Raw genomic sequence first — 19520 nt, 5'->3', positions numbered from 1 at the left:
GCCCTCCCCGACGTTTCGGTTTCGATGTCGATCACAGTAAGCGGGGGCAGTGACAGCCCGCCCGGAAGCCTTCACCCCTGTGGAAAACTCTCGTCATGGCCATGTAATGACCCTGCAATCCCGGTCGGTCAGGATTCGCTCATGACTCAGTCGGCACACCCTCGTGAGTCCCTGCCCCTCGACACCACCGCTCAGCTGCTCTCGCGGATCACCGCCGAGCTGAGCGCGCAGCTCGGCCGCGTCCGGCTGAACGGAACCCGCAGGCAGAAGCCCCTGCCGACCTCCCGGCCGGCAGTCCCGCCCTCGTCGCCGCCCATGCCCTGACCACCTCACCCACCGTGCGCTTCGCGACCTCCGCGAGCACGCCTCCCGCCAGCACACCGCACGCCACCGCGCCGCCGTTCCCTCCCGCCGTGCCCTACCGGCCTGCCCGCCACCCGCGAAGCCGAGACGGCCCCGGCCCGGCCCCGGACCGGCCGGGCCCGCTCAGCGCTCGTCCCACCTCGCCCGGCCGCCGCTCCAGCGCCACCACGACGCCCTGAGCACCACACAGGTCACACCAGTGGCGAGAACTCGCCCCCGCGTCGTGCACCGGTCCCCGTCCGTCACCGCGGCCGGTTACCGTCGGTGCATGGAAGGCACCACCGGCACCACACCGACCGGGCCAGAACCGCGCGGCCCCCACCCCTACCTCCACCCCCACGCCTACGTCGACCTGTACGACGAACGGGCCACCGCGCGCTGGGCTCCCGAGCCCGACAAACGCCCCGGCCGTACCGCCTTCCAGCGCGACCGCGCACGTGTACTGCACTCCTCCGCCCTGCGCCGGCTCGCCGGCAAGACCCAGGTCGTCACACCGGGAACCCGCAACCAGGCATGGGACGCCAGCCCGCGCACCCGGCTCACACACTCCCTGGAGTGCGCCCAGGTCGGCCGCGAGCTGGGCGCGGCCCTGGGCTGCGACCCCGATCTCGTCGAGGCCGCCTGCCTCGCCCACGACCTGGGCCACCCGCCCTTCGGACACAACGGCGAGGTGGCGCTGAACGACTTCGCCGAGGACTGCGGGGGCTTCGAGGGCAACGCCCAGTCGCTGCGCCTGCTGACCCGTATCGAACCCAAACGGTTCATCCGCACCGCCGAGGGCTCCCTCACCAGCGTCGGTCTGAACCTCACCCGCGCCGCCCTGGACGCCGCCACCAAATACCCCTGGGCGCGCGGCGGACACCCCACCGACCCCGGCTCCCCGAAATTCGGGGTGTACGAGGACGATCTCCCGGTCTTCGAGTGGGTGCGCGAAGGCGCCCCCGCCCACCGCAAGTGCTTCGAAGCCCAGGTCATGGACTGGTCCGACGACGTCGCCTACTCCGTGCACGACTTCGAGGACGGACTGCACGCGGGGCACATCGACCCCAACCTGCTGCTCGCCGAACCGGAGCGCGACGAGATATGGCGGGTCGCGATCGGCCGTTACGTACCCGCCGACACCGCCCCCGAGGAACTGGCCGAGGCCCTCGACCGCCTGATCAACCAGGAGTGGTGGCCGCACCACTACGACGGTTCGTCCGTCGCCCAGGCCCGTCTCAAGGACGCCACCAGCCAGCTCATCGGCCGGTTCTGCCTCGCCGCCGAGGGCGCGACCCGCCAGGCGTACGGCACCGGACGGCTCACCCGGTACGGGGCCGAGCTGGTCGTCCCCCGCGAGACGAGGAACGAATGCGCGGTCCTCAAGGCCGTCGCCGACCGGTACGTCATGCAGCGCGCCGAGCAGGAGGCCCTACGCGCGGACCAGCGCATCGTGCTGGCCGAACTGGCCCAGGCGCTGACGGTCCGCGCGCCCGACAGCCTCGACCCCCAGTTCCGCGCCCTGTTCGACGCGGCGGACGACGACCGGGCGCGCGGTCGGGTGATTGTGGATCAGCTCGCCTCGCTCACCGACGCCTCCGCCCGCACCCTGCACGCCCAGCTCACGGCCCGTCACCGACCCGCGTCGGCCACCGCCGGGAGCACCCACGGATGACACGCCCGGACGCACTCCCTCTTCCGCCATCACGCTCCGTGCGGGACGCTCCCTGAAGGCTGCGCGGCGTAGTACTGAAGAGCGACGCAGAAGCGAAGAGGAGGCATCAAGTGGTCGACGGACATCGGACATTCGTCATCGTCGGCGGTGGTCTCGCCGGGGCCAAGGCCGCCGAGACCCTCCGTGCCGAGGGGTTCAGCGGGCGAGTGATCCTCATCGGCGACGAACGCGACCACCCCTATGAACGCCCGCCCCTCTCCAAGGGTTACCTCGCCGGCAAGGAGACGCGCGACAGCGTCTTCGTCCATGAGCCCGCCTGGTACGCACAGGCCGACGTCGAACTGCACCTCGGCCAGACCGTCGTCGCCGTCGACCGGGACGGAAGATCGGTGCGGCTGGGTGACGGCGCGGTCCTCCACTACGACAAGCTCCTCCTCGCCACCGGTGCGGAACCGCGGCGGCTGGACATCCCCGGCACCGGGCTGGCCGGTGTCCACCATCTGCGCCGCCTCGCCCACGCGGACCGGCTCCGCCAGGTCCTCGCGACCCTCGGCCGGGAGAACGGCCAGCTCGTCATCGCGGGCGCGGGCTGGATCGGCCTGGAGGTCGCCGCCGCCGCCCGCGGGTACGGCGCCGAGGTCACGATCGTCGAACCGGAGGCCACCCCCCTCCGCCAGGTCATCGGCCCCGAGCTGGGGCAGATCTTCGCCGAACTCCACCGGGACCGCGGTGTCCGCTTCCACTTCGGGGCCCGCCTCACCGAGATCACCGGCCAGGACGGCATGGTGCTCGCGGTCCGCACCGACGACGGCGAGGAACACCCCGCCCACGACGTTCTCGCCGCGATCGGCGCGGCCCCGCGGACCGCGCTCGCCGAGGCCGCGGGACTCGCGCTCGCCGACCGGGCGCACGGCGGCGGGATCGCCGTCGACGCCTCCCTGCGCACCTCCGACCCCGACATCTACGCGGCGGGTGACGTGGCCGCCGCCCACCACCCGCTGCTGGACTCCCGGCTCCGCGTCGAGCACTGGGCGAACGCGCTCAACGGCGGCCCGGCCGCCGCACGCTCCATGCTCGGCCAGGACATCTCGTACGACCGCGTCCCGTACTTCTTCTCCGACCAGTACGACCTGGGCATGGAGTACTCGGGCTGGGCGCCGGCCGGTTCCTACGACCAGGTGGTGCTGCGCGGGGACGTCGGCAAGAGGGAGTTCATCGCCTTCTGGCTCAAGGACCGCCGTGTGCTCGCGGGCATGAACGTCAATGTGTGGGACGTGACCGAGCCCATCCAGGCGCTGATCCGGTCGGGCACCCCCGTGGCGCCCGACGACCTCGGCGACCCGACCGTGCCGCTCGCCTCCCTGACCGGGTGACCGGCCCGACCGGGGGACTGCGATCAGCCCGGCCGGGAGACTGAGAGTCGGGGCGACCGCGGGTCCGGAGGGCCGGAGGGACGACGTGCACCGGGGGCCCGGAGGGCCGGAGGGACGACGTGGACCGGGGGCCGGAGGGGCGAGGGACGGCGTGGACCGGGGGACCGGCCCGACCGGTTTCCCGGCCCGCCGGCCCGGTGGCGCGTTCTCCGGGCGACGGTTGTCCACAGGCCGACCGGACCGTCCCCGCACCACCGTAGACTTCACGCGTGGCAGGCAGGATCAACGATGACGACGTCAAGGCGGTTCGGGACGCGGTCCCGATCGACGCCGTCGTGTCCGAGTACCTCCAGCTGCGCAACGCGGGCGGCGGCAATCTGAAGGGGCTCTGCCCCTTCCACGACGAGAAGTCGCCCTCCTTCCAGGTCAGCCCGAGCAAGGGACTCTTCCACTGCTTCGGCTGCCAGGAGGGTGGTGACACGATCGCCTTCGTCATGAAGATCGACCATCTCACCTTCTCCGAGACGGTCGAGCGCCTCGCCGCCACCGCGGGCATCACCCTGAGATACGAGGAGGGCGGGTACAACCCCAGCCACCAGCGGGGCGAGCGCATCCGCCTGGTGGAGGCGCACAAGATCGCGGCGCAGTTCTACATCGAACAGCTGGAGACCGCCGCCGAGGCCGAGACGGGCCGCGCGTTCCTCGCCGAGCGCGGCTTCGACCACGCCGCCGCCCAGCACTTCAGCGTCGGCTACAGCCCCCAGGGCTGGGACCACCTCACCCGCTATCTGCGGGGCAAGGGCTTCAGCGACAAGGAGCTGATCCTCTCCGGCCTCTCCCAGGACGGCCGCCGCGGTCCCATCGACCGCTTCCGCGGCCGGCTGATGTGGCCCATTCGGGACATCTCCGGCGATGTCGTCGGCTTCGGCGCCCGCAAGCTGTACGAGAGCGACAACGGACCGAAGTACCTCAACACCCCCGAGACCGGCATCTACAAGAAGTCCCAGGTGCTGTACGGGATCGACCTGGCCAAGAAGGAGATCGCCAAGACCAGCCGGGCCGTGGTCGTCGAGGGCTACACCGATGTGATGGCCTGCCACCTCGCGGGCGTCACCACCGCGATCGCCACCTGCGGCACGGCCTTCGGCGGCGACCACATCAAGATCCTCCGCCGGCTGCTGATGGACAACGCCACGGCCGAGGTGATCTTCACCTTCGACGGAGACGCGGCCGGGCAGAAGGCGGCGCTGCGTGCCTTCGAGGACGACCAGAAGTTCGCCGCCGAGACGTCCATCGCGATCACGCCCGGCGGGATGGACCCCTGTGAGCTGCGGCTCGCGGAGGGCGACGACGCTGTGTGGAAGCTGGTCGACACGCGGACGCCTCTGTTCGAGTTCGCCATCCGCCAGGTCGTCCTGCGTCACAACCTGGAGACGCCCGCCGGTCGTGCCGCCGCGTTGGACGAGGCCGCGCCCATCGTCGCCGGCATCAAGAACATCGCGATCCAGCACGAGTCCGCCGTGCAGCTCGCCGGCATCGTCGGCATCCTCGACACCCAGTTCGTGGTCAAGCGGGTCGCCCAGCTCGCCCGCTGGGCCCGCGACCGGGGCGGGCGCGGCCCGGCCCCGTCCCGCGCGGGCGCCCCGAGCCGGCAGCAGGATCCGGGCCCCGCCGTGCCGTCGGGAGTTTCCGGGCCGGCGCTCAACCTCCGCAGCCCCGCCCACCGCACCGAGCGCGAGCTGCTGAAGCTCGCGCTCCAGCATCCCGAGCTGGTCTCCCCGGCCTTCGACGCGTACGGCACGGACGAGTTCACCGCTCCTCCGTACGCGGCCGTCCGCCAGACCATCGCCGAAGCGGGCGGGGCCGAGCAGGGCACGGCCGACGCACCCGGATACCTCGCCCGCGTGCGGGACTCCGCGCCCAATGACACCGTGCGGGCCCTGGTCACCGAGCTGGCCGTGGAGGCGGTTCACTCCAGGACGGTGGACGAGGGCTATGCCGGAGTGCAGCTCGTCCAGGTCAGGCTCCGTGCCGTCGACCGGCGGATCGCGGATGTGCAGGGCTCCCTCGCCCGGCTCGGCCAGCACGCCGACCCCGAGCACCACACCGCCGTACAGAACGAGCTGTGGGTGCTCCAGCAGTACGCCCAGTCCCTGCGGAACCACGGCGCGAACGCGCTCTGACCCGAGCCGCGTTCCGTGCGCCGCGCTCTGACCCGAGCCGCGTTCCGTGCGCCGCGCTCCGATCCGAGCCGTGCTGCCCTCGCCGGGACCCAGCCGGGTTCTCTCCGCCCCGCTCGACTGCCCCGCTCATTCACCCGCCCCGGACGATCGCCGCAGTTGGCGGGAGGGACGGACACTCCGGCTTCCGCGAAGGTAACCGCACGGTCACGGGCCGGACTCAGAAAATCACCGCACGCCCCTCGTGGTGGGGTTGTGTCGTACCCCACACTGGGGGGCGGTGCCTGAGTCCTCGGAGCGCGGCCGGCCCACCCGAAGTGGGCCTCTCACCCCCGCGGATCCGCTCATCGTGTACGGGACGGACAGCGGCCCGGCCGCCCCCGTCCCGCTGCCGCACGCCCTCGAACCGGCAGCGATCACCCTGGAGGTCGCCCCCGTGCAGACCCAGACCCTGGCCGAGACACTCACCCAGACCCTCACCGAAGCCCAGACCGCCACCGAGGCCCAGCCCCTCACCGGGGCCGTCGACGGCCCCGACGCGCCGGACGAGCTGGACGAGCCGGAGACCGTCGCGGGCGTTCCCGCGCAGAGCATGCCTCGCAACCATCCGGAAGCCATCCCCGAAACCGTGCTCGGGACCGCCGTGGCCGAAGCGTTCCCCGAACCCCTGGTCGAGGACGCGGTGGAGGAAGCGGAACCCGCGCGCGCCACCCGTACCGATAGAGGCGGGCCGTCCTCCGACCTCTTCCGCCAGTATCTGCGGGAGATCGGCAGAATCCCCCTGCTCACAGCGGTCGAAGAAGTGGAACTCGCGCGCCGGGTCGAAGCCGGGCTCTTCGCCGAGGAGAAGCTCGGCAACACCCCCGACATCAACAACTCCCCGCTCGCCGTCGACCTCGACCGGCTCGTCGTCCTGGGCCGGATGGCCAAGCGCCGGCTCATCGAGGCCAACCTCCGGCTCGTGGTCTCCGTCGCCAAGCGCTATGTCGGCCGCGGACTGACGATGCTCGACCTGGTGCAGGAGGGCAACCTCGGTCTGATCAGGGCGGTCGAGAAGTTCGACTACGCGCGCGGCTACAAGTTCTCGACCTACGCCACCTGGTGGATCCGCCAGGCCATGTCCCGCGCGCTCGCGGACCAGGCGCGCACCATCCGGGTACCGGTCCATGTCGTCGAGCTGATCAACCGAGTCGTACGGGTGCAGCGCCGGATGCTCCAGGAACGGGGCTATGAACCCACCCCCGACGAGGTCGCGGCCCACCTCGATCTGGCGCCCGAGCGGGTGAGCGAGATACTGCGGCTCGCCCAGGAACCGGTGTCGCTCCACGCCCCGGTGGGCGAGGAGGAGGACGTCGCGCTGGGCGACCTCATCGAGGACGGTGACGCGACGTCCCCCGTCGAGTCGGCGGCCTTCCTGCTGCTGCGCGAGCATCTGGAAGCCGTCCTCTCCACCCTCGGCGAGCGGGAACGGAAGGTCGTCCAGCTGCGGTACGGGCTGGTCGACGGCAGGCCGCGCACCCTGGAGGAGATAGGCAGGATCTTCGGCGTGACACGCGAACGCATCCGCCAGATCGAGTCCAAAACCCTCAACAAGCTGCGCGACCACGCCTTCGCGGACCAACTGCGCGGCTATCTGGACTGATCGCGTACGAGCCGCACGGACCGTACGAGCCGCACGGACCGTACGAGCCGCACGGACCGTACGAGCCGCACGGACCGTACGAGCCGCACGGACCGTACGCGACCGCCTTCACCCGCCCGACCGCCCCACACCGTCCCCCGGCCCCGGACCCGACCGGGACCCGACCGGGACCCGGACCCGCCGCGAACCCACCCCGGACCGGCCCACGACCACCCGCCCCGCCCCGGCCCACGACCACCCGCCCCGGATCCTGACCCGTCCCGCACCGCCGTCTCAGTCCACCTCCGCGACCGCCTGCGCGAACTGCGCCGAGTACAGCCGCGCATACGCTCCCCCCACCGCCAGCAGCTCGTCATGCGTGCCCTGTTCGACGATCGCCCCGTTCTCCATCACCAGGATCACATCCGCGTCCCGGATGGTGGAGAGCCGGTGCGCGATGACGAAGCTCGTACGGCCATGGGCCAGCCGCGCCATCGCCTTCTGGATCAGCACCTCGGTACGGGTGTCGACCGAGCTGGTCGCCTCGTCGAGCACCAGGATCACCGGATCGGAGAGGAACGCCCGCGCGATGGTGATCAGCTGCTTCTCGCCCGCGCTGACACCCGAGCCCTCGGACCCGTCGTCGCTGATCACGGTGGAGTAGCCGTCGGGCAGCGTCCGGATGAACCGGTCCGCGTGCGCGGCCCGCGCCGCCTCCTCGATCTCCTCGCGCGTCACCTCACGGGAGGCCCCGTACGCGATGTTCTCCGCGATCGTGCCGCCGAACAGCCACGTGTCCTGGAGCACCATGCCGATCCGGGAACGCAGCTCCTGCCTCGGCATCTTCGCGATGTCGACGCCGTCGAGACTGATCCGGCCGCCCGTGACCTCGTAGAACCGCATCAGCAGATTGACCAGCGTGGTCTTGCCCGCGCCCGTCGGACCGACGATCGCCACCGTCTGGCCCGGCTCCACGGTCAGCGACAGGTCCTCGATGAGCGGCGTCTGCGGGTCGTACCGGAACGCCACCTTCTCCAGTGAGACCTTCCCCATCGGCCGCCCCACGGTCCCGGTCGACTCGGCGTCAGCCTCCTGCTCCTCGGCGTCCAGCAGCTCGAAGACCCGCTCCGCGGACGCGATGCCCGACTGCACCAGGTTCGCCATCGACGCCACCTGCGTCAGCGGCATCGAGAACTGCCGGGAGTACTGGATGAACGCCTGCACATCACCGATCGACAGATTGCCGGACGCGACCCGCAGCCCGCCGACCACCGCCACCAGCACATAGTTCAGGTTCGAGACGAAGAACATCAGCGGCTGCATGATCCCGCTGTTGAACTGCGCCTTGAAGCCGGCCTCGTACAGCGCCTCGTTCTGCTCGGCGAAGTCCTTCGCCGACTCCTCCTGCCGCCCGAAGACCTTCACCAGCGTATGACCGGTGTACATCTCCTCGATATGGGCGTTGAGCTTCCCGGTCGACTGCCACTGCTGGACGAAATGGGGCTGCGACCGCTTGCCGACCTTGGCCGCCACGTAGACCGACACCGGGACCGTCACCAGCGCGACCAGCGCCAGCAGCGGCGAGATCCAGAACATCATCGCGAGCACGCCCACGATCGTCAGCAGCGAGTTGATCAGCTGGCCCAACGTCTGCTGCAGGGTCTGCGAGATGTTGTCGATGTCGTTGGTGACCCGGCTGAGCACCTCGCCGCGCTTGGCCCGGTCGAAGTACGAGAGCGGCAGCCGGGAGAGCTTGGCCTGCACATCCTCGCGCATCCGGTACACGACCCGGTTGATCACCTTGATCGACAGACGGCTCGCGACCAGCGCCAGCAGCCCGGAGACCACGAACAACGCGAGCGCCAGCAGCAGGATCTCGCCGACGGCGGGGAAGTCGATGCCACGGCCGGGGGTGAAGCCGACCCCGGAGAGCATGTCGGCGAGCCCGTTCTCCCCGTCCGACCTCAGCCCGTCGATCGCCTCGCCCTTACTGGTCCCCTCCGGCATGCTCCGGCCGACGACACCGGCGAAGACCAGGTCGGTCGCCCAGCCCAGCACCATCGGCCCGACCGCCGAGAAGCCCACGCTCAGCACGGCCGCCACGAGCATCAGCCACAGCAGCGCACGGTCCGGCGCCAGCTGCTTCAGCAGCCGCTTGCCCGTGCCCTTGAAGTCCAGGGACCGTTCGACCGGGCCCATCATGATGCGTCCGCCCGGCCCGCTCATGCGGCCTCAGCCTCCGTCAGCTGCGAGAGAACGATCTCTCGGTAGGTCTCATTGCTCTCCATCAGCTCGTGATGCGTTCCCGCTCCCACGACCCGCCCTTCGTCCAGAACCACGATCCGGTCCGCCTCCCGGATGGTGGAGACCCGCTGTGCCACGATCACCACCGTCGACTCGGCGGTCTCCTCGGCCAGCGCTCTGCGCAGCGCCGCGTCCGTGGCGTAGTCGAGTGCCGAGAACGAGTCGTCGAAAAGATAGATCTCCGGCCGCTGCACCAGCGTCCGCGCGATCGCCAGACGCTGCCGCTGTCCACCGGAGACATTCGTTCCGCCCTGGGCGATGGGCGCGTCGAGCCCGCCCTCCAGCTGTCGTACGAAGTCGGCGGCCTGCGCCACCTCCAGCGCCCGCCACAGTGCCTCGTCGCTCGCGTCGGGCTGCCCGTACCGCAGATTGGTGGCCACCGTGCCGGAGAAGAGATACGGCCTCTGGGGCACGAGCCCGACCGTCCGCGCCATCAGCGCCGGGTCGAGATCGCGTACGTCCACCCCGTCGACGAACACCTCGCCGGAGGTGGCGTCGAAGAGCCTCGGCACCAGCCCCAGCAGCGTGGACTTGCCGCTTCCGGTCGACCCGATGATCGCGGTCGTCTCACCGGGCCGCGCCACCAGGGAGATGTCGCGCAGTACGGACTCCTCGGCGCCGGGGTAGCAGAACTCGATGTTCCGCACCTCCAGGTGCCCGTGCCGATCCAGCTCCCGTACGGGCCGGATCGGCGGCAGCACGCTCGACTCCGTCGCCAGAACCTCCTCGATCCGCTCGGCGCAGACCTCGGCGCGCGGCACCATCATGAACATGAAGGTGGCCATCATCACAGCCATCACGATCTGCATCAGATAGGCGAGGAACGCGGTGAGCGCGCCGATCTGGATCGCGCCGCTGTCGACCCGGTGGGCGCCGAACCAGATGACGGCCACGGACGAGACGTTCACGACCGTCAGCACGGTCGGGAACATCAGGGCCATCAGCCGTCCGGTGGCCAGCGAGACATCGGTCAGTCCGGTGTTGGCCTCACGGAACCGGCCCTGCTCGTACTCGTCGCGTACGAAAGCGCGGATGACGCGGTTGCCGGTGATCTGCTCCCGCAGCACCCGGTTCACGTTGTCCAGCCGCTCCTGCATGCTGCGGAACAGCGGCCGCATCCTGCTGACGATCAGGACGACCGAGACCCCGAGCACGGGCACGACGGCCAGCAGCACGGCGGAGAGCGTCACATCCTGGCCGAGCGCCATGACGATCCCGCCGATGCACATGATCGGGGCGGAGACCATCAGGGTGAACGCCATCAGGACCAGCATCTGCACCTGTTGGACGTCATTGGTCGTACGGGTGATCAGGGAGGCGGCTCCGAAGTGCCCGACCTCGCGCGCGGAGAAGCTCTGAGCCCGGTCGAAGACGGCGGCCCGCACATCACGCCCGAGGGCGGAGGCGGTGCGCGCGCCGAAGTAGACGGCTCCGATGTTGCAGAGCACCTGCACCACACTGACGCCGATCATGAAAGCGCCGAGCCGGAGGATGGTTCCCGTATCGCCCTTCACGACGCCGTCGTCGATGATGTCGGCGTTGAGAGTGGGCAGATAGAGGTTCGCACTGGTCTGGAGCAGTTGCAGCGCCACCAGCAGGGCGATCGTTCTCTTGTACGGACGCAGATACGTCCGCAGCAGTTTTATCAGCACGCGCTGTCTCTCGGGGTCGGCGAGTCGGGGTCCGGGGGCTTGTGAGCAGCATGGACCCTCAACCTCGCTCGAGGTCAAGCCCGGTCCGGAACTGGGACGCCCCGAACCATCTTCCGTCACCGAGGCCGCGAACCCCAGGAGAATATTTTCAAGGCCGGGTCAAGAAGAGCCGGGTCAAGAAGGACCGGGCCGGGACAGGCGCGACCGGGGCCGCCACGCGGCGCTCCGGCGGAAAGACGGCTGCTCCACAGAACCGTTTCCGCGTCGCGTCGCGCCGCCGAAAGTGGGCGCTTCTCCCCTTCTTCTGCTTCTTCTGCTTCTTCTGGAGTTCTTCCGAATTCCGAAGTTCTTCCGAAGCGGCCGATTCCCCCGACGGGGACGGTTCCTTCGCCGTACGGGGACGGCCTCTCCGGCAGGCGGCGGTTCCCGGCGGGCGGGCGGCGTCTCCCGGAAGCCGGCCGTGCTACGGGGCGGCCTGGATCTCCGGCGGCGGCGCGAACGCTCCGGGGTGGAGCTGGTCCCGGGTCGCGCTGTACTGCTGGCGTACGGCCTGCCCCACCGCCGCCTCGTCACCGGGCTCCAGTACCTGCACCGTCGCGGCCTGCCAGGTCGGCGGGGCCGCGGGCGACAGCGAACCCTGCGAGACGCCCAGCGCCCACGCGGCCTGCCGGGCCGCGCCCAGCGCCGCGTAGTCGGCGGGCTGCGGTACGACGATCTGCGCACCGAAAATGCCGGGCGCGGCGGCCTGAACGGCGGGCAGTCCGGCGCTCGCACCCAGCAGAAAGACCCGGCGCACCTCCACGCCTCGCCCGCGCAGCACGTCCATCGCGTCGGCGAGCGAGCAGAGCATCCCCTCGAAACTGGCCCGCGCCAGATGCTCGGGCTTCATCGACTCGCGGCGCAGCCCGCTCAGGGTCCCGGCGGTGTGGGGGAGCCGAGGAGTGCGCTCGCCTTCCAGATACGGCAGCAGCACCAGCCCCGACGAGCCCGGTGTGGACTTCATCGCCAGGTCGGAGAGGGCGTCGAGATCATCGAGGCCGAGCAGCTCGGCGGTGCCGCGCAGGGCGCGTACGGCGTTCAGGGTGTGGACCACCGGAAGGTGCATTCCGGTGGCGTCGGCGTACGACGTGATCATTCCGCTCGGGTCGGCCAGCGCCTCATGGTGCACGGCCATCACGGAGCCGGACGCCCCGAGGGACACCACCGCGTCACCGACGCCCACGCCCAGGCCGAACGCCGCCGCCATCGTCTCGCCGGTCCCGGCGGAGATCAGCAGCCCCTCGGGCGTGGTCCCGGCCGCGTCGGCGGGACCGAGGACCTCGGGCAGCGCGCACTCGTGCCCGAGCGCCAGCTCCACCAGATCGGACCGGTAGGAACCGGTGCCCGCCGACCAGTAACCGGTGCTGGAAGCGCCGCCGCGATCGGTGGTCCTGCGGGCGGGCCGCCCCAGCAGCTGCCACACCAGCCAGTCGTGCGGCTGCAGCACGGACGCCACCCGCTGCGCGGCCTGCGGCTCGGACCGGGCCATCCAGCGGAGCTTCGCCACGGGATGCGACGCCTGCGGTACGGACCCGACGGCCTCCGCCCACGCCTGCCGTCCGCCCAGCGCGTCGATCAGATCCGCCGCGGCGACCTGCGCGCGCTTGTCGTTGCCGAGCAGAGCAGGCCGTACGAGAGCGTCCTGCTGGTCGAGCGGTACGAGTCCGTGCTGCTGCGCCGAGACCCCGATGGCCTGCACGCCCTCCAGCAGCCCGCCCGCGGCGGCCTCCCCGAGCGAGAGCAGCCACGCCTGCGGGTCGATCTCGGTGGCCTTCGGGTCCACCGCGTGCGGCGCGTAGCCCTGCCGCAGCACGGCACCCGAGTCCGTGTCACAGACAACGATCCGTGTGAAGGCAGACGAACTGTCCAAGCCGGCGACTATCCCCATGGACAAGGATTCTGCCGCACCCGAGGAGCGTCGGCGTCATGTGTTGCTGGTTCCCCAGTCGTCCTCGCCGTTCGACGAGCGCTCCCGCAGGGACCGGACCCGCTCCGCGACGGACTCCGGCATCCGGTCGCCGACCTTGTCGGTGACGGCGTGGAACGCCTTGCCCGCCGCCTGCCTGCTGTTCTGCGCAGCGCTCTCGGCGGCGTTGCGGACCGCCGGGTTCTGGGAGAACTGCCGTACGGACTTCTTCAACTGCTCGTAGCGTTCGCGGCCGGCCCGGGTTCCGATCACATAGCCGAGGGCCAGTCCGACGACGAACGTGAGCTTGTACCGCATGGCTCTGCCACCCTTCCGAGACGTACGTCGGTGCATGCCCGCCTACCCGGCGCGAACCGTGATCACCCAGGGACCATACCGATTGGCGGAGCACCCCCCTGCTTGCGCTAATGTATGTGTCGCAGCGGACACACGCCCCTCGGGAGGACCCAGGGCAGGTACGTTCGATGCAACGCAGCAATCCCCTGTAGCTCAATTGGCAGAGCAGCCGGCTGTTAACCGGCAGGTTACTGGTTCGAGTCCAGTCGGGGGAGCGCGGTCCCCTGTAGCTCAATTGGCAGAGCATTCGGCTGTTAACCGGAGGGTTGCTGGTTCGAGTCCAGCCGGGGGAGCAGATGTCGGAACAGGACCCCCAAGCGGGTCCTTTTTCGTGTGGTCCGGGTGACTTTGGGAACCAGGCAGGGTTCAGCGCGGTCTTCATGGTCGAGTGTTGCCGACCATTCGAGGCAGGAGATCGTATGAGCGGCTATGCTGCGGCAGACGGCGCGCACATTTGTGCGCGACGCGCCGTTAGGGGCGGTAGCTCAGCCGGTTAGAGCAGCGGACTCATAATCCGTCGGCCGTGGGTTCGAGTCCCACCCGCCCCACCGAGCACTATGCGTGAAGAATCGTTCAGGCCGGTCAGAGCGGGAGAGCGGGCAATTCCGAACGCGGCGCGCACGGAACGTTGAAGATCATTCGTCGGCCCCTGTCGGCCCGAGCGGAAGCGATCAGGACCGGGAAGAGCCCCGGCCTGTCTGCGACGGGGCGCGATCGGACCAGGGCTGGCCTGTGCCAGGAGCACCCGTTGCACGGACCAGGGTCGGCCTGTGCCGGGAGCACCTGTTGCAGGGGTTACCGGCCACAGGCGCACACCTCCTGCGCCTACTTGGCGGGAATGGCCCATTCGGTCGGCCTGGACTCCTCCGGTTCATAGACGAGGTACTCGGGGCGTGTGTCGCCGGGTACCGGGAAGGCGATCAGGCCGCGCGCACATCGTCCTGGTTTGAGGGTCTTGTCCATGGGAAACTCGGGCTTCGGCATGTCGCCGCCCGAGGATCCGGTGATCTCGACGCTGGTGCCGTCGCTGTAGGCGAGTGACCAGGGGAACTGACTGACGGAGACGTCGGCGCCCTTGATGTTGCAGACCTTGATGTCTGCCGTTGCCCAGGTGTCGCCGCCTTGGAAGTCCTGCGGTGGCTGGGGCTGGGGTCCCTTGTACGGCTGTTGGTAGGCGAGTGCCTGGACGGTGATGTGAAGTTTGTTCTCGGGCTCGGCAATGTCCTTCTTGGTGCCCATTTCGAGGACCGTGTCGGGTTCGGCGGCCGCGGGTCGCACGTCAGGTGTGACGGTCTGTGTGACGGTGACCGTCGCCGCGGGCTTCGCGGTCCCGTCGCCTCCACAGGCGGTGAGCGTGATGAGGAGCGCGACGGTGGTGGTGGCCGTGGTGGTGGTGCGCATGGTCCCCCCAGGACTGTGCGTGATGAGAGGGGCACATCATGCGCCGGGGTTCGTAGCGCGGGTGGGGAGGTGTCCCGATCGTGACCGGCGGGCGGCTCGCGTACGACCGGGTCCGGATCTGTCCACGTAGGTGGTGCGGCGGCCGCTTGGACTGGCCCTGTCCGTCCCGCATGACCCCTGCGCGTGGTGGAGGCCGGACCAGCGCTGTCGGGTCCGGCCTCCGGGTCCGTGTCGCGCGCAGCCAGAGCGTGGATAGGGACGTGTTTCAGCGTAGGGGGAGGCACTGACAGCGCGTGCTGCCGTCGGTCGGCCGGGATATGGGGATAGCGGGATATGGGGATATGAAGGCATAGGATTTCGGCCATGGCTGAAATCGATCTGAATGAAGAGCTGGTGGCGCTGGAGACCCGGGCGTGGTCGGAGATCCAGGCGGGAGAGCTGACGATCGGGACAGCGCAGGCCGTACAGGAAGCGATCACCGCGCATGCCGCGGCCACCGGGCAGAACCGCTACGACGTGGAGAAGGCGCTCAAGGCGAAGGTGCGGTATCCGCAGCCGGAGCGTCAGGAGCAGGCCGAGGGCTGAATCGGCGGGATGCCGAGCGGTCGGCGGGCTTCGCGCCGGTGGTTCGCGCGCCCGGCGGCGCGCCCGGTGCAGTGCCGAGCCGGTCGGGCGGGCTCCGCGACGCCGGAGCGCTCGCGGTCAAGGGCTCCGGATCCTCGTCCGTGATCTCGGCGAAGGGCGCCCAGGCGATCGCGGACGCCGTGCCGGGGTGGGGTCGAGGCAAGGGATTCGGCTCCTTCCGGAGGCTCGCGCCCTCTTTCCCTTTGGGGCCGCATTCGCCATGAAAACAGAGGTCAAGCCTTGTAAATGCGATCCAATGATGCCTACCGTGTCGCATATGCAGTCCTACACGATCGGTCAGGCCGCGCGTCTGCTGGGCGTCAGTCCCGACACCGCGCGCCGCTGGGCGGACGCGGGAAAGGTCGCGACGCACCGCGACGAGAGCGGGCGACGGCTCATCGACGGCCGGGATCTGGCCGCCTTCTCCGTCGAGGTCGCCCAGAGCGGCATGGGGGACGAGGACGGCTCCTACACCTCCGCCCGTAACGCGTTTCCGGGCATCGTCACCGCGGTCAAACTCGGCGACATCGCCGCACAGGTGGAGATCCAGGCCGGACCGCACCGGCTGGTGTCCCTGCTGACCCGGGAGGCCGTCGAGGAGCTGGGGCTGGAGGTCGGCATCCAGGCGACGGCTCGTGTGAAGTCGACCAGCGTGCACATCGACCGTCCCTGAGCCGACCGCGACTGATCCAGACCGATCCAGGCCGATTCCGCCCGATTCCGAACCGACCGTGCGCCGGTACCTCCACGGCAGGGCCCGCAGAGCCGGATCCGAGAGCCGCCCGGACCCGCGGATCCGGACCGCGTTTCCGGACCCGTACACGGATACGCCCGACGACCGCCCCCGCGTGGACCGATTCCCCGCATCACCGAGGCTTCACCAAGGAGTGCCCACCTCATGTCCGCCGGCTCCCTCACCCTCACCCGTCGCCGCGCCGCCGCGGCCGTGCTGACGGCCGCCCTCCTCATACCGCTCGCCGCCTGCGGCAGCGACGACCCGAAGGACGACGCGGGCGGCGAAGCCACCGGCACGGCGAGCGGTCCGCCCAAGGCCGAACTGACCGTGCTGGCCGCCGCCTCCCTCACCAATGTGTTCAAGACGGCGGGTGCGGCGTACGAGAAGGCCAACCCCGGTACCAAGGTCACGTTCTCCTTCGCCGGGTCCCAGGAACTGGCGGCGCAGGTCAGACAGGGCGCCCCCGCCGACGCGCTGGTCACCGCCGACACCAAGACCATGGACGGGCTGAAGGCCGACACCACGACGCCCGACGTCATCGCCAAGAACCGGCTCGTCATCGCCACCGCCGAGGGCAACCCCAAGAAGGTGGACGGACTGGCGGATCTGGCCGATCCGCAGCTGAAGGTCGTGCTCGCCGCGCCCCAGGTCCCGGCGGGCCGCTACAGCCAGCAGATTCTGGACGCCCAGAAGATCGTGGTGAAGCCGGTCTCACAGGAGCCCAATGTGCGCGCCGTGCTGAGCAAGGTCGAGCTGGGCGAGGCCGACGCCGGTCTCGTCTACAAGACGGACGCGTCCAGCGCTCCCGACAAGGTCGACGCGGTCGAGATCCCGGACGCGCAGAACGCCATCGCCGAGTACCCGGCCGCGGCACTCAAGGCGTCCAAGAACCCGTCCGCGGCCGAGGCGTTCGTCACCTGGCTGAGCGGCCCCGCGGCGCAGAAGATCCTCCAGGACGCCGGGTTCCAGCAGCCGTGACCGCCGGATGGCGTGCCGGTGCCGGCGGTGTCGGCGGTGCCAGTCGTAGGGGTAACCGCGTTCCCGTCGCGCTGGCCGTGCCCGCGCTGCTCGCCATCGCGTTTCTGCTGCTGCCCCTGCTCGGCATCCTGGTCCGCACCGAATGGGGCGAACTGGGCACCCATCTGAGCAGTCCGGGCGTCACCGAGGCGCTCGAACTGTCGCTCGTCGTCTCCTTCGCCGCGCTCGGGCTCTCCCTGGTGCTGGGGGTGCCGCTGGCCTGGCTGCTGGCCCGTGTCAGCTTTCCGGGGAAGGCGCTCGTACGCTCCCTGGTGATGCTCCCGATGGTCCTGCCGCCCACCGTCGGCGGTGTGGCGCTGCTCCTCGGCTTCGGACGGCGGGGGCTCATCGGCCCCTGGCTGGAGGACACCTTCGGGGTCACCCTGCCGTTCCACACGTCGGGTGCGGTGGTCGCGGCGACCTTCGTCGCGATGCCGTTCCTCGTCATCAGCCTCGAAGGCGCGCTGGGCGGACTGCGCCCGAGTTACGAGGAGACCGCCGCCTCCCTCGGGGCCTCTCCCGTACGGGTGTTCTTCACCGTCACCCTGCCCATGGTGGCCCCCGGGCTGATCGCCGGCGCCGCGCTCACCTGGGCGCGGGCGCTGGGGGAGTTCGGGGCGACGATCACCTTCGCCGGGAATCTGCCCGGTGCGACCCAGACGCTGCCCCTCCAGGTGTATCTGCTCCTCCAGGAGGAACCCGAGGCGGCGACCTCGGTGTCCCTGTTGCTGCTCGCCATCGCGATGGCGGTGCTGATCGCCCTGCGGGGCCGGTGGACGGGCGGCGCGACGGCGGACCGTGACACGGCGGACCGCGCGGCGGCGAACGACGCGGAAGCGGACTCCGACAAGCCGGACCGCGGTGAGTCGTACCGCGGTGAGTCGTACCGCGGTGAGTCGTACCGCGGTGAGTCGTACCGCGGTGAGTCGTACCGCGGTGAGTCGTACCGCGGTGAATCGCACCTCAACGAGTCGGCCCGTACGGAGCACGACCGTACCCAACGCGACCGCACGGAGCGCGACCGCACGGCACCGGCGGCCTCCCCTCGGCCCGCCGTGGATTCCCTCCGGACCTGGTCCCTCCGCGCCGAGGTCACCGGCTTCACCCGTCTCACCCTCGACGCCGACCCCGGCACCACCATCGCCGTCGTCGGCCCCAACGGCGCGGGCAAGACGACCCTGCTCCGCGCCCTGCTCGGCCTGACCCCACGGGCCCGTGCCGAGGTACTCCGCCTCGGCGACGACGATGTGACGGGGCTGCCGCCGCACCGCCGTGGCGTCGCGTGGGTCCCGCAGAACGGCGCGCTCTTCCCGCATCTGAGCGCCCTCGGCAACACGGCGTACGGCCTCCGCGCGCACGGCGTGCCGCGTGCCGAGGCCCGCCGCAGCGCGCAGGAGTGGCTCGACCGGCTCGGGGTGGGCCACCTCGGGCACCGCAGACCCGCCCAGCTCTCCGGCGGTCAGGCCCAGCGCGTCGCCCTGGCCCGTGCGCTGGCCGCCCGCCCCCGGCTGCTGCTGCTCGACGAACCGCTCGCCGCGCTCGACCAGACCACCCGTGCCCGGGTAAGGCACACCCTCCGCGGCCATCTCGCCGGTTTCGGCGGAGTGTGTCTGATCGTCACGCACGATCCGGTGGAGGCGGTCTCCCTCGCGGACCGGGTACTCGTCCTGGAGGAGGGCCGCGCGGTCCAGGACGCGCCGCCCGTCGAGGTCACCCGCCATCCGCGCTCCCCGTGGGTGGCCAGGATGCTCGGCCGCAACGCCTGGCCCGGCACCGCCACGGAGAACGGGCTTCGTCTGCCCGGCGGCGGAGTTCTCGTGGTGGCCGAGCCCCTGCCCGCCGGCACGGAGGCCCTGGCGATCATCGCGCCCGAGGCCGTCTCCGTGCATACGCGGAAGCCGGGCGGCAGTCCGCGCAACGTCTGGCCTGGGACGGTACGGGAGATCACCGCGAGCGGCAGCAGGCTGCGCGTTCTGGTGAGTTCGCCCGAGGCGCCCGACGTGGTGGCGGAGATCACTCCAGAGGCCGCGGCGGAGCTGGAGCTCGCCGACGGGACCGAGGTGTGGACGAGCGTCAAGGCGACGGAGGCCGTGATCGTCACACTCTGATCGCTCCGGCATCAGTGAACGGCCGGTGATGTCAGGGGAGTTGGCCGGATGCGTACACGCGGATCGGTGTACGACCGGTGTTCGGCGACTCCGTGCTCAAACGAGGGTGGTCACGCCCGGATGCCATACGGAAAATCAGTCAATTCCGTTCAAGACCGGGGCAGTTCTTTTCAATGTCGATGTGA

Annotated in this window: 14 protein-coding genes and 3 tRNA genes; 12 read left to right on the top strand and 5 right to left on the bottom strand. The window is 70.4% G+C overall.

Annotated elements, in window-relative coordinates:
• The first annotated feature begins 141 nt into the window (after nucleotides 1–141).
• The 5 genes from ACWEFL_RS06295 (at nucleotide 142) to ACWEFL_RS06275 (ending at nucleotide 7212) form a co-directional block, all read left to right on the top strand.
• A complete protein-coding gene (locus tag ACWEFL_RS06295) occupies nucleotides 142–324 on the top strand; it encodes a hypothetical protein (protein ID WP_451708198.1) in 183 nt (60 codons plus the stop codon).
• A gap of 307 nt (nucleotides 325–631) precedes the next feature.
• Nucleotides 632–2017 (top strand): deoxyguanosinetriphosphate triphosphohydrolase, encoded by a 1386-nt coding sequence (locus ACWEFL_RS06290; RefSeq protein WP_451708196.1) that lies wholly within the window; start codon nucleotides 632–634, stop codon nucleotides 2015–2017.
• Nucleotides 2018–2127: 110 nt separating this feature from the next.
• Nucleotides 2128–3390 carry an NAD(P)/FAD-dependent oxidoreductase gene (locus ACWEFL_RS06285; RefSeq protein ID WP_451708195.1) on the top strand — a complete coding sequence of 421 codons (1263 nt, stop codon included), beginning with the start codon at nucleotides 2128–2130 and terminating at the stop codon, nucleotides 3388–3390.
• A 269-nt stretch (nucleotides 3391–3659) separates the two neighbouring features.
• The gene (dnaG, locus tag ACWEFL_RS06280) at nucleotides 3660–5573 is read left to right on the top strand and encodes a DNA primase (RefSeq protein ID WP_451708192.1); all 1914 of its coding nucleotides are present in this window, start codon (nucleotides 3660–3662) and stop codon (nucleotides 5571–5573) included.
• A gap of 277 nt (nucleotides 5574–5850) precedes the next feature.
• Entirely contained in the window at nucleotides 5851–7212 is a 1362-nt protein-coding gene (locus ACWEFL_RS06275; protein ID WP_451708190.1) for a sigma-70 family RNA polymerase sigma factor, read from the top strand.
• A gap of 273 nt (nucleotides 7213–7485) precedes the next feature.
• Here ACWEFL_RS06275 and ACWEFL_RS06270 read toward each other — a convergent pair whose 3' ends face one another.
• The 4 genes from ACWEFL_RS06270 to ACWEFL_RS06255 form a co-directional block, all read right to left on the bottom strand.
• Complete coding sequence (locus ACWEFL_RS06270; RefSeq protein ID WP_451708187.1) at nucleotides 7486–9417, bottom strand: ABC transporter ATP-binding protein; 1932 nt, start codon at nucleotides 9415–9417, stop codon at nucleotides 7486–7488.
• Entirely contained in the window at nucleotides 9414–11147 is a 1734-nt protein-coding gene (locus tag ACWEFL_RS06265) for an ABC transporter ATP-binding protein (protein ID WP_451708184.1), read from the bottom strand. Before ACWEFL_RS06265 ends, ACWEFL_RS06270 begins: the two co-directional genes overlap by 4 nt.
• 463 nt (nucleotides 11148–11610) lie before the next feature.
• A complete protein-coding gene (locus ACWEFL_RS06260) occupies nucleotides 11611–13074 on the bottom strand; it encodes an FGGY family carbohydrate kinase (protein ID WP_451708181.1) in 1464 nt (487 codons plus the stop codon).
• Between the two features lie 36 nt (nucleotides 13075–13110).
• Nucleotides 13111–13410, bottom strand: coding sequence for a YtxH domain-containing protein (locus ACWEFL_RS06255; protein ID WP_451708180.1), 300 nt, complete (start codon nucleotides 13408–13410; stop codon nucleotides 13111–13113).
• A 181-nt stretch (nucleotides 13411–13591) separates the two neighbouring features.
• Between ACWEFL_RS06255 and ACWEFL_RS06250 the strand changes: the two genes are divergently transcribed.
• From ACWEFL_RS06250 to ACWEFL_RS06240, 3 genes are all read left to right on the top strand, one after another.
• Nucleotides 13592–13664, top strand: a tRNA-Asn gene (locus tag ACWEFL_RS06250).
• Nucleotides 13665–13669: 5 nt separating this feature from the next.
• Nucleotides 13670–13742: transfer RNA gene (locus tag ACWEFL_RS06245), tRNA-Asn, on the top strand.
• A 181-nt stretch (nucleotides 13743–13923) separates the two neighbouring features.
• A tRNA-Ile gene (locus ACWEFL_RS06240) sits at nucleotides 13924–13997 on the top strand.
• A 277-nt stretch (nucleotides 13998–14274) separates the two neighbouring features.
• Here the strand turns inward: ACWEFL_RS06240 and ACWEFL_RS06235 are convergent.
• A complete protein-coding gene (locus ACWEFL_RS06235; protein ID WP_451708177.1) occupies nucleotides 14275–14850 on the bottom strand; it encodes a DUF4352 domain-containing protein in 576 nt (191 codons plus the stop codon).
• A 363-nt stretch (nucleotides 14851–15213) separates the two neighbouring features.
• Between ACWEFL_RS06235 and ACWEFL_RS06230 the strand changes: the two genes are divergently transcribed.
• The 4 genes from ACWEFL_RS06230 (at nucleotide 15214) to ACWEFL_RS06215 (ending at nucleotide 19335) form a co-directional block, all read left to right on the top strand.
• The gene (locus tag ACWEFL_RS06230; RefSeq protein ID WP_451708174.1) at nucleotides 15214–15435 is read left to right on the top strand and encodes a hypothetical protein; all 222 of its coding nucleotides are present in this window, start codon (nucleotides 15214–15216) and stop codon (nucleotides 15433–15435) included.
• 316 nt (nucleotides 15436–15751) lie between these two features.
• A complete protein-coding gene (locus ACWEFL_RS06225; protein WP_451708172.1) occupies nucleotides 15752–16147 on the top strand; it encodes a TOBE domain-containing protein in 396 nt (131 codons plus the stop codon).
• Nucleotides 16148–16372: 225 nt separating this feature from the next.
• Complete coding sequence (modA, locus tag ACWEFL_RS06220; protein WP_451708169.1) at nucleotides 16373–17188, top strand: molybdate ABC transporter substrate-binding protein; 816 nt, start codon at nucleotides 16373–16375, stop codon at nucleotides 17186–17188.
• Entirely contained in the window at nucleotides 17185–19335 is a 2151-nt protein-coding gene (locus tag ACWEFL_RS06215) for an ABC transporter permease (protein ID WP_451708166.1), read from the top strand. Before modA ends, ACWEFL_RS06215 begins: the two co-directional genes overlap by 4 nt.
• The last annotated feature ends 185 nt before the right edge of the window (nucleotides 19336–19520 follow it).

Source organism: Streptomyces sp. NPDC004838, assembly GCF_053600955.1.
Note: the sequence above shows the minus strand (reverse complement) of the source record. Positions and strands in the feature narration are given on the sequence as shown.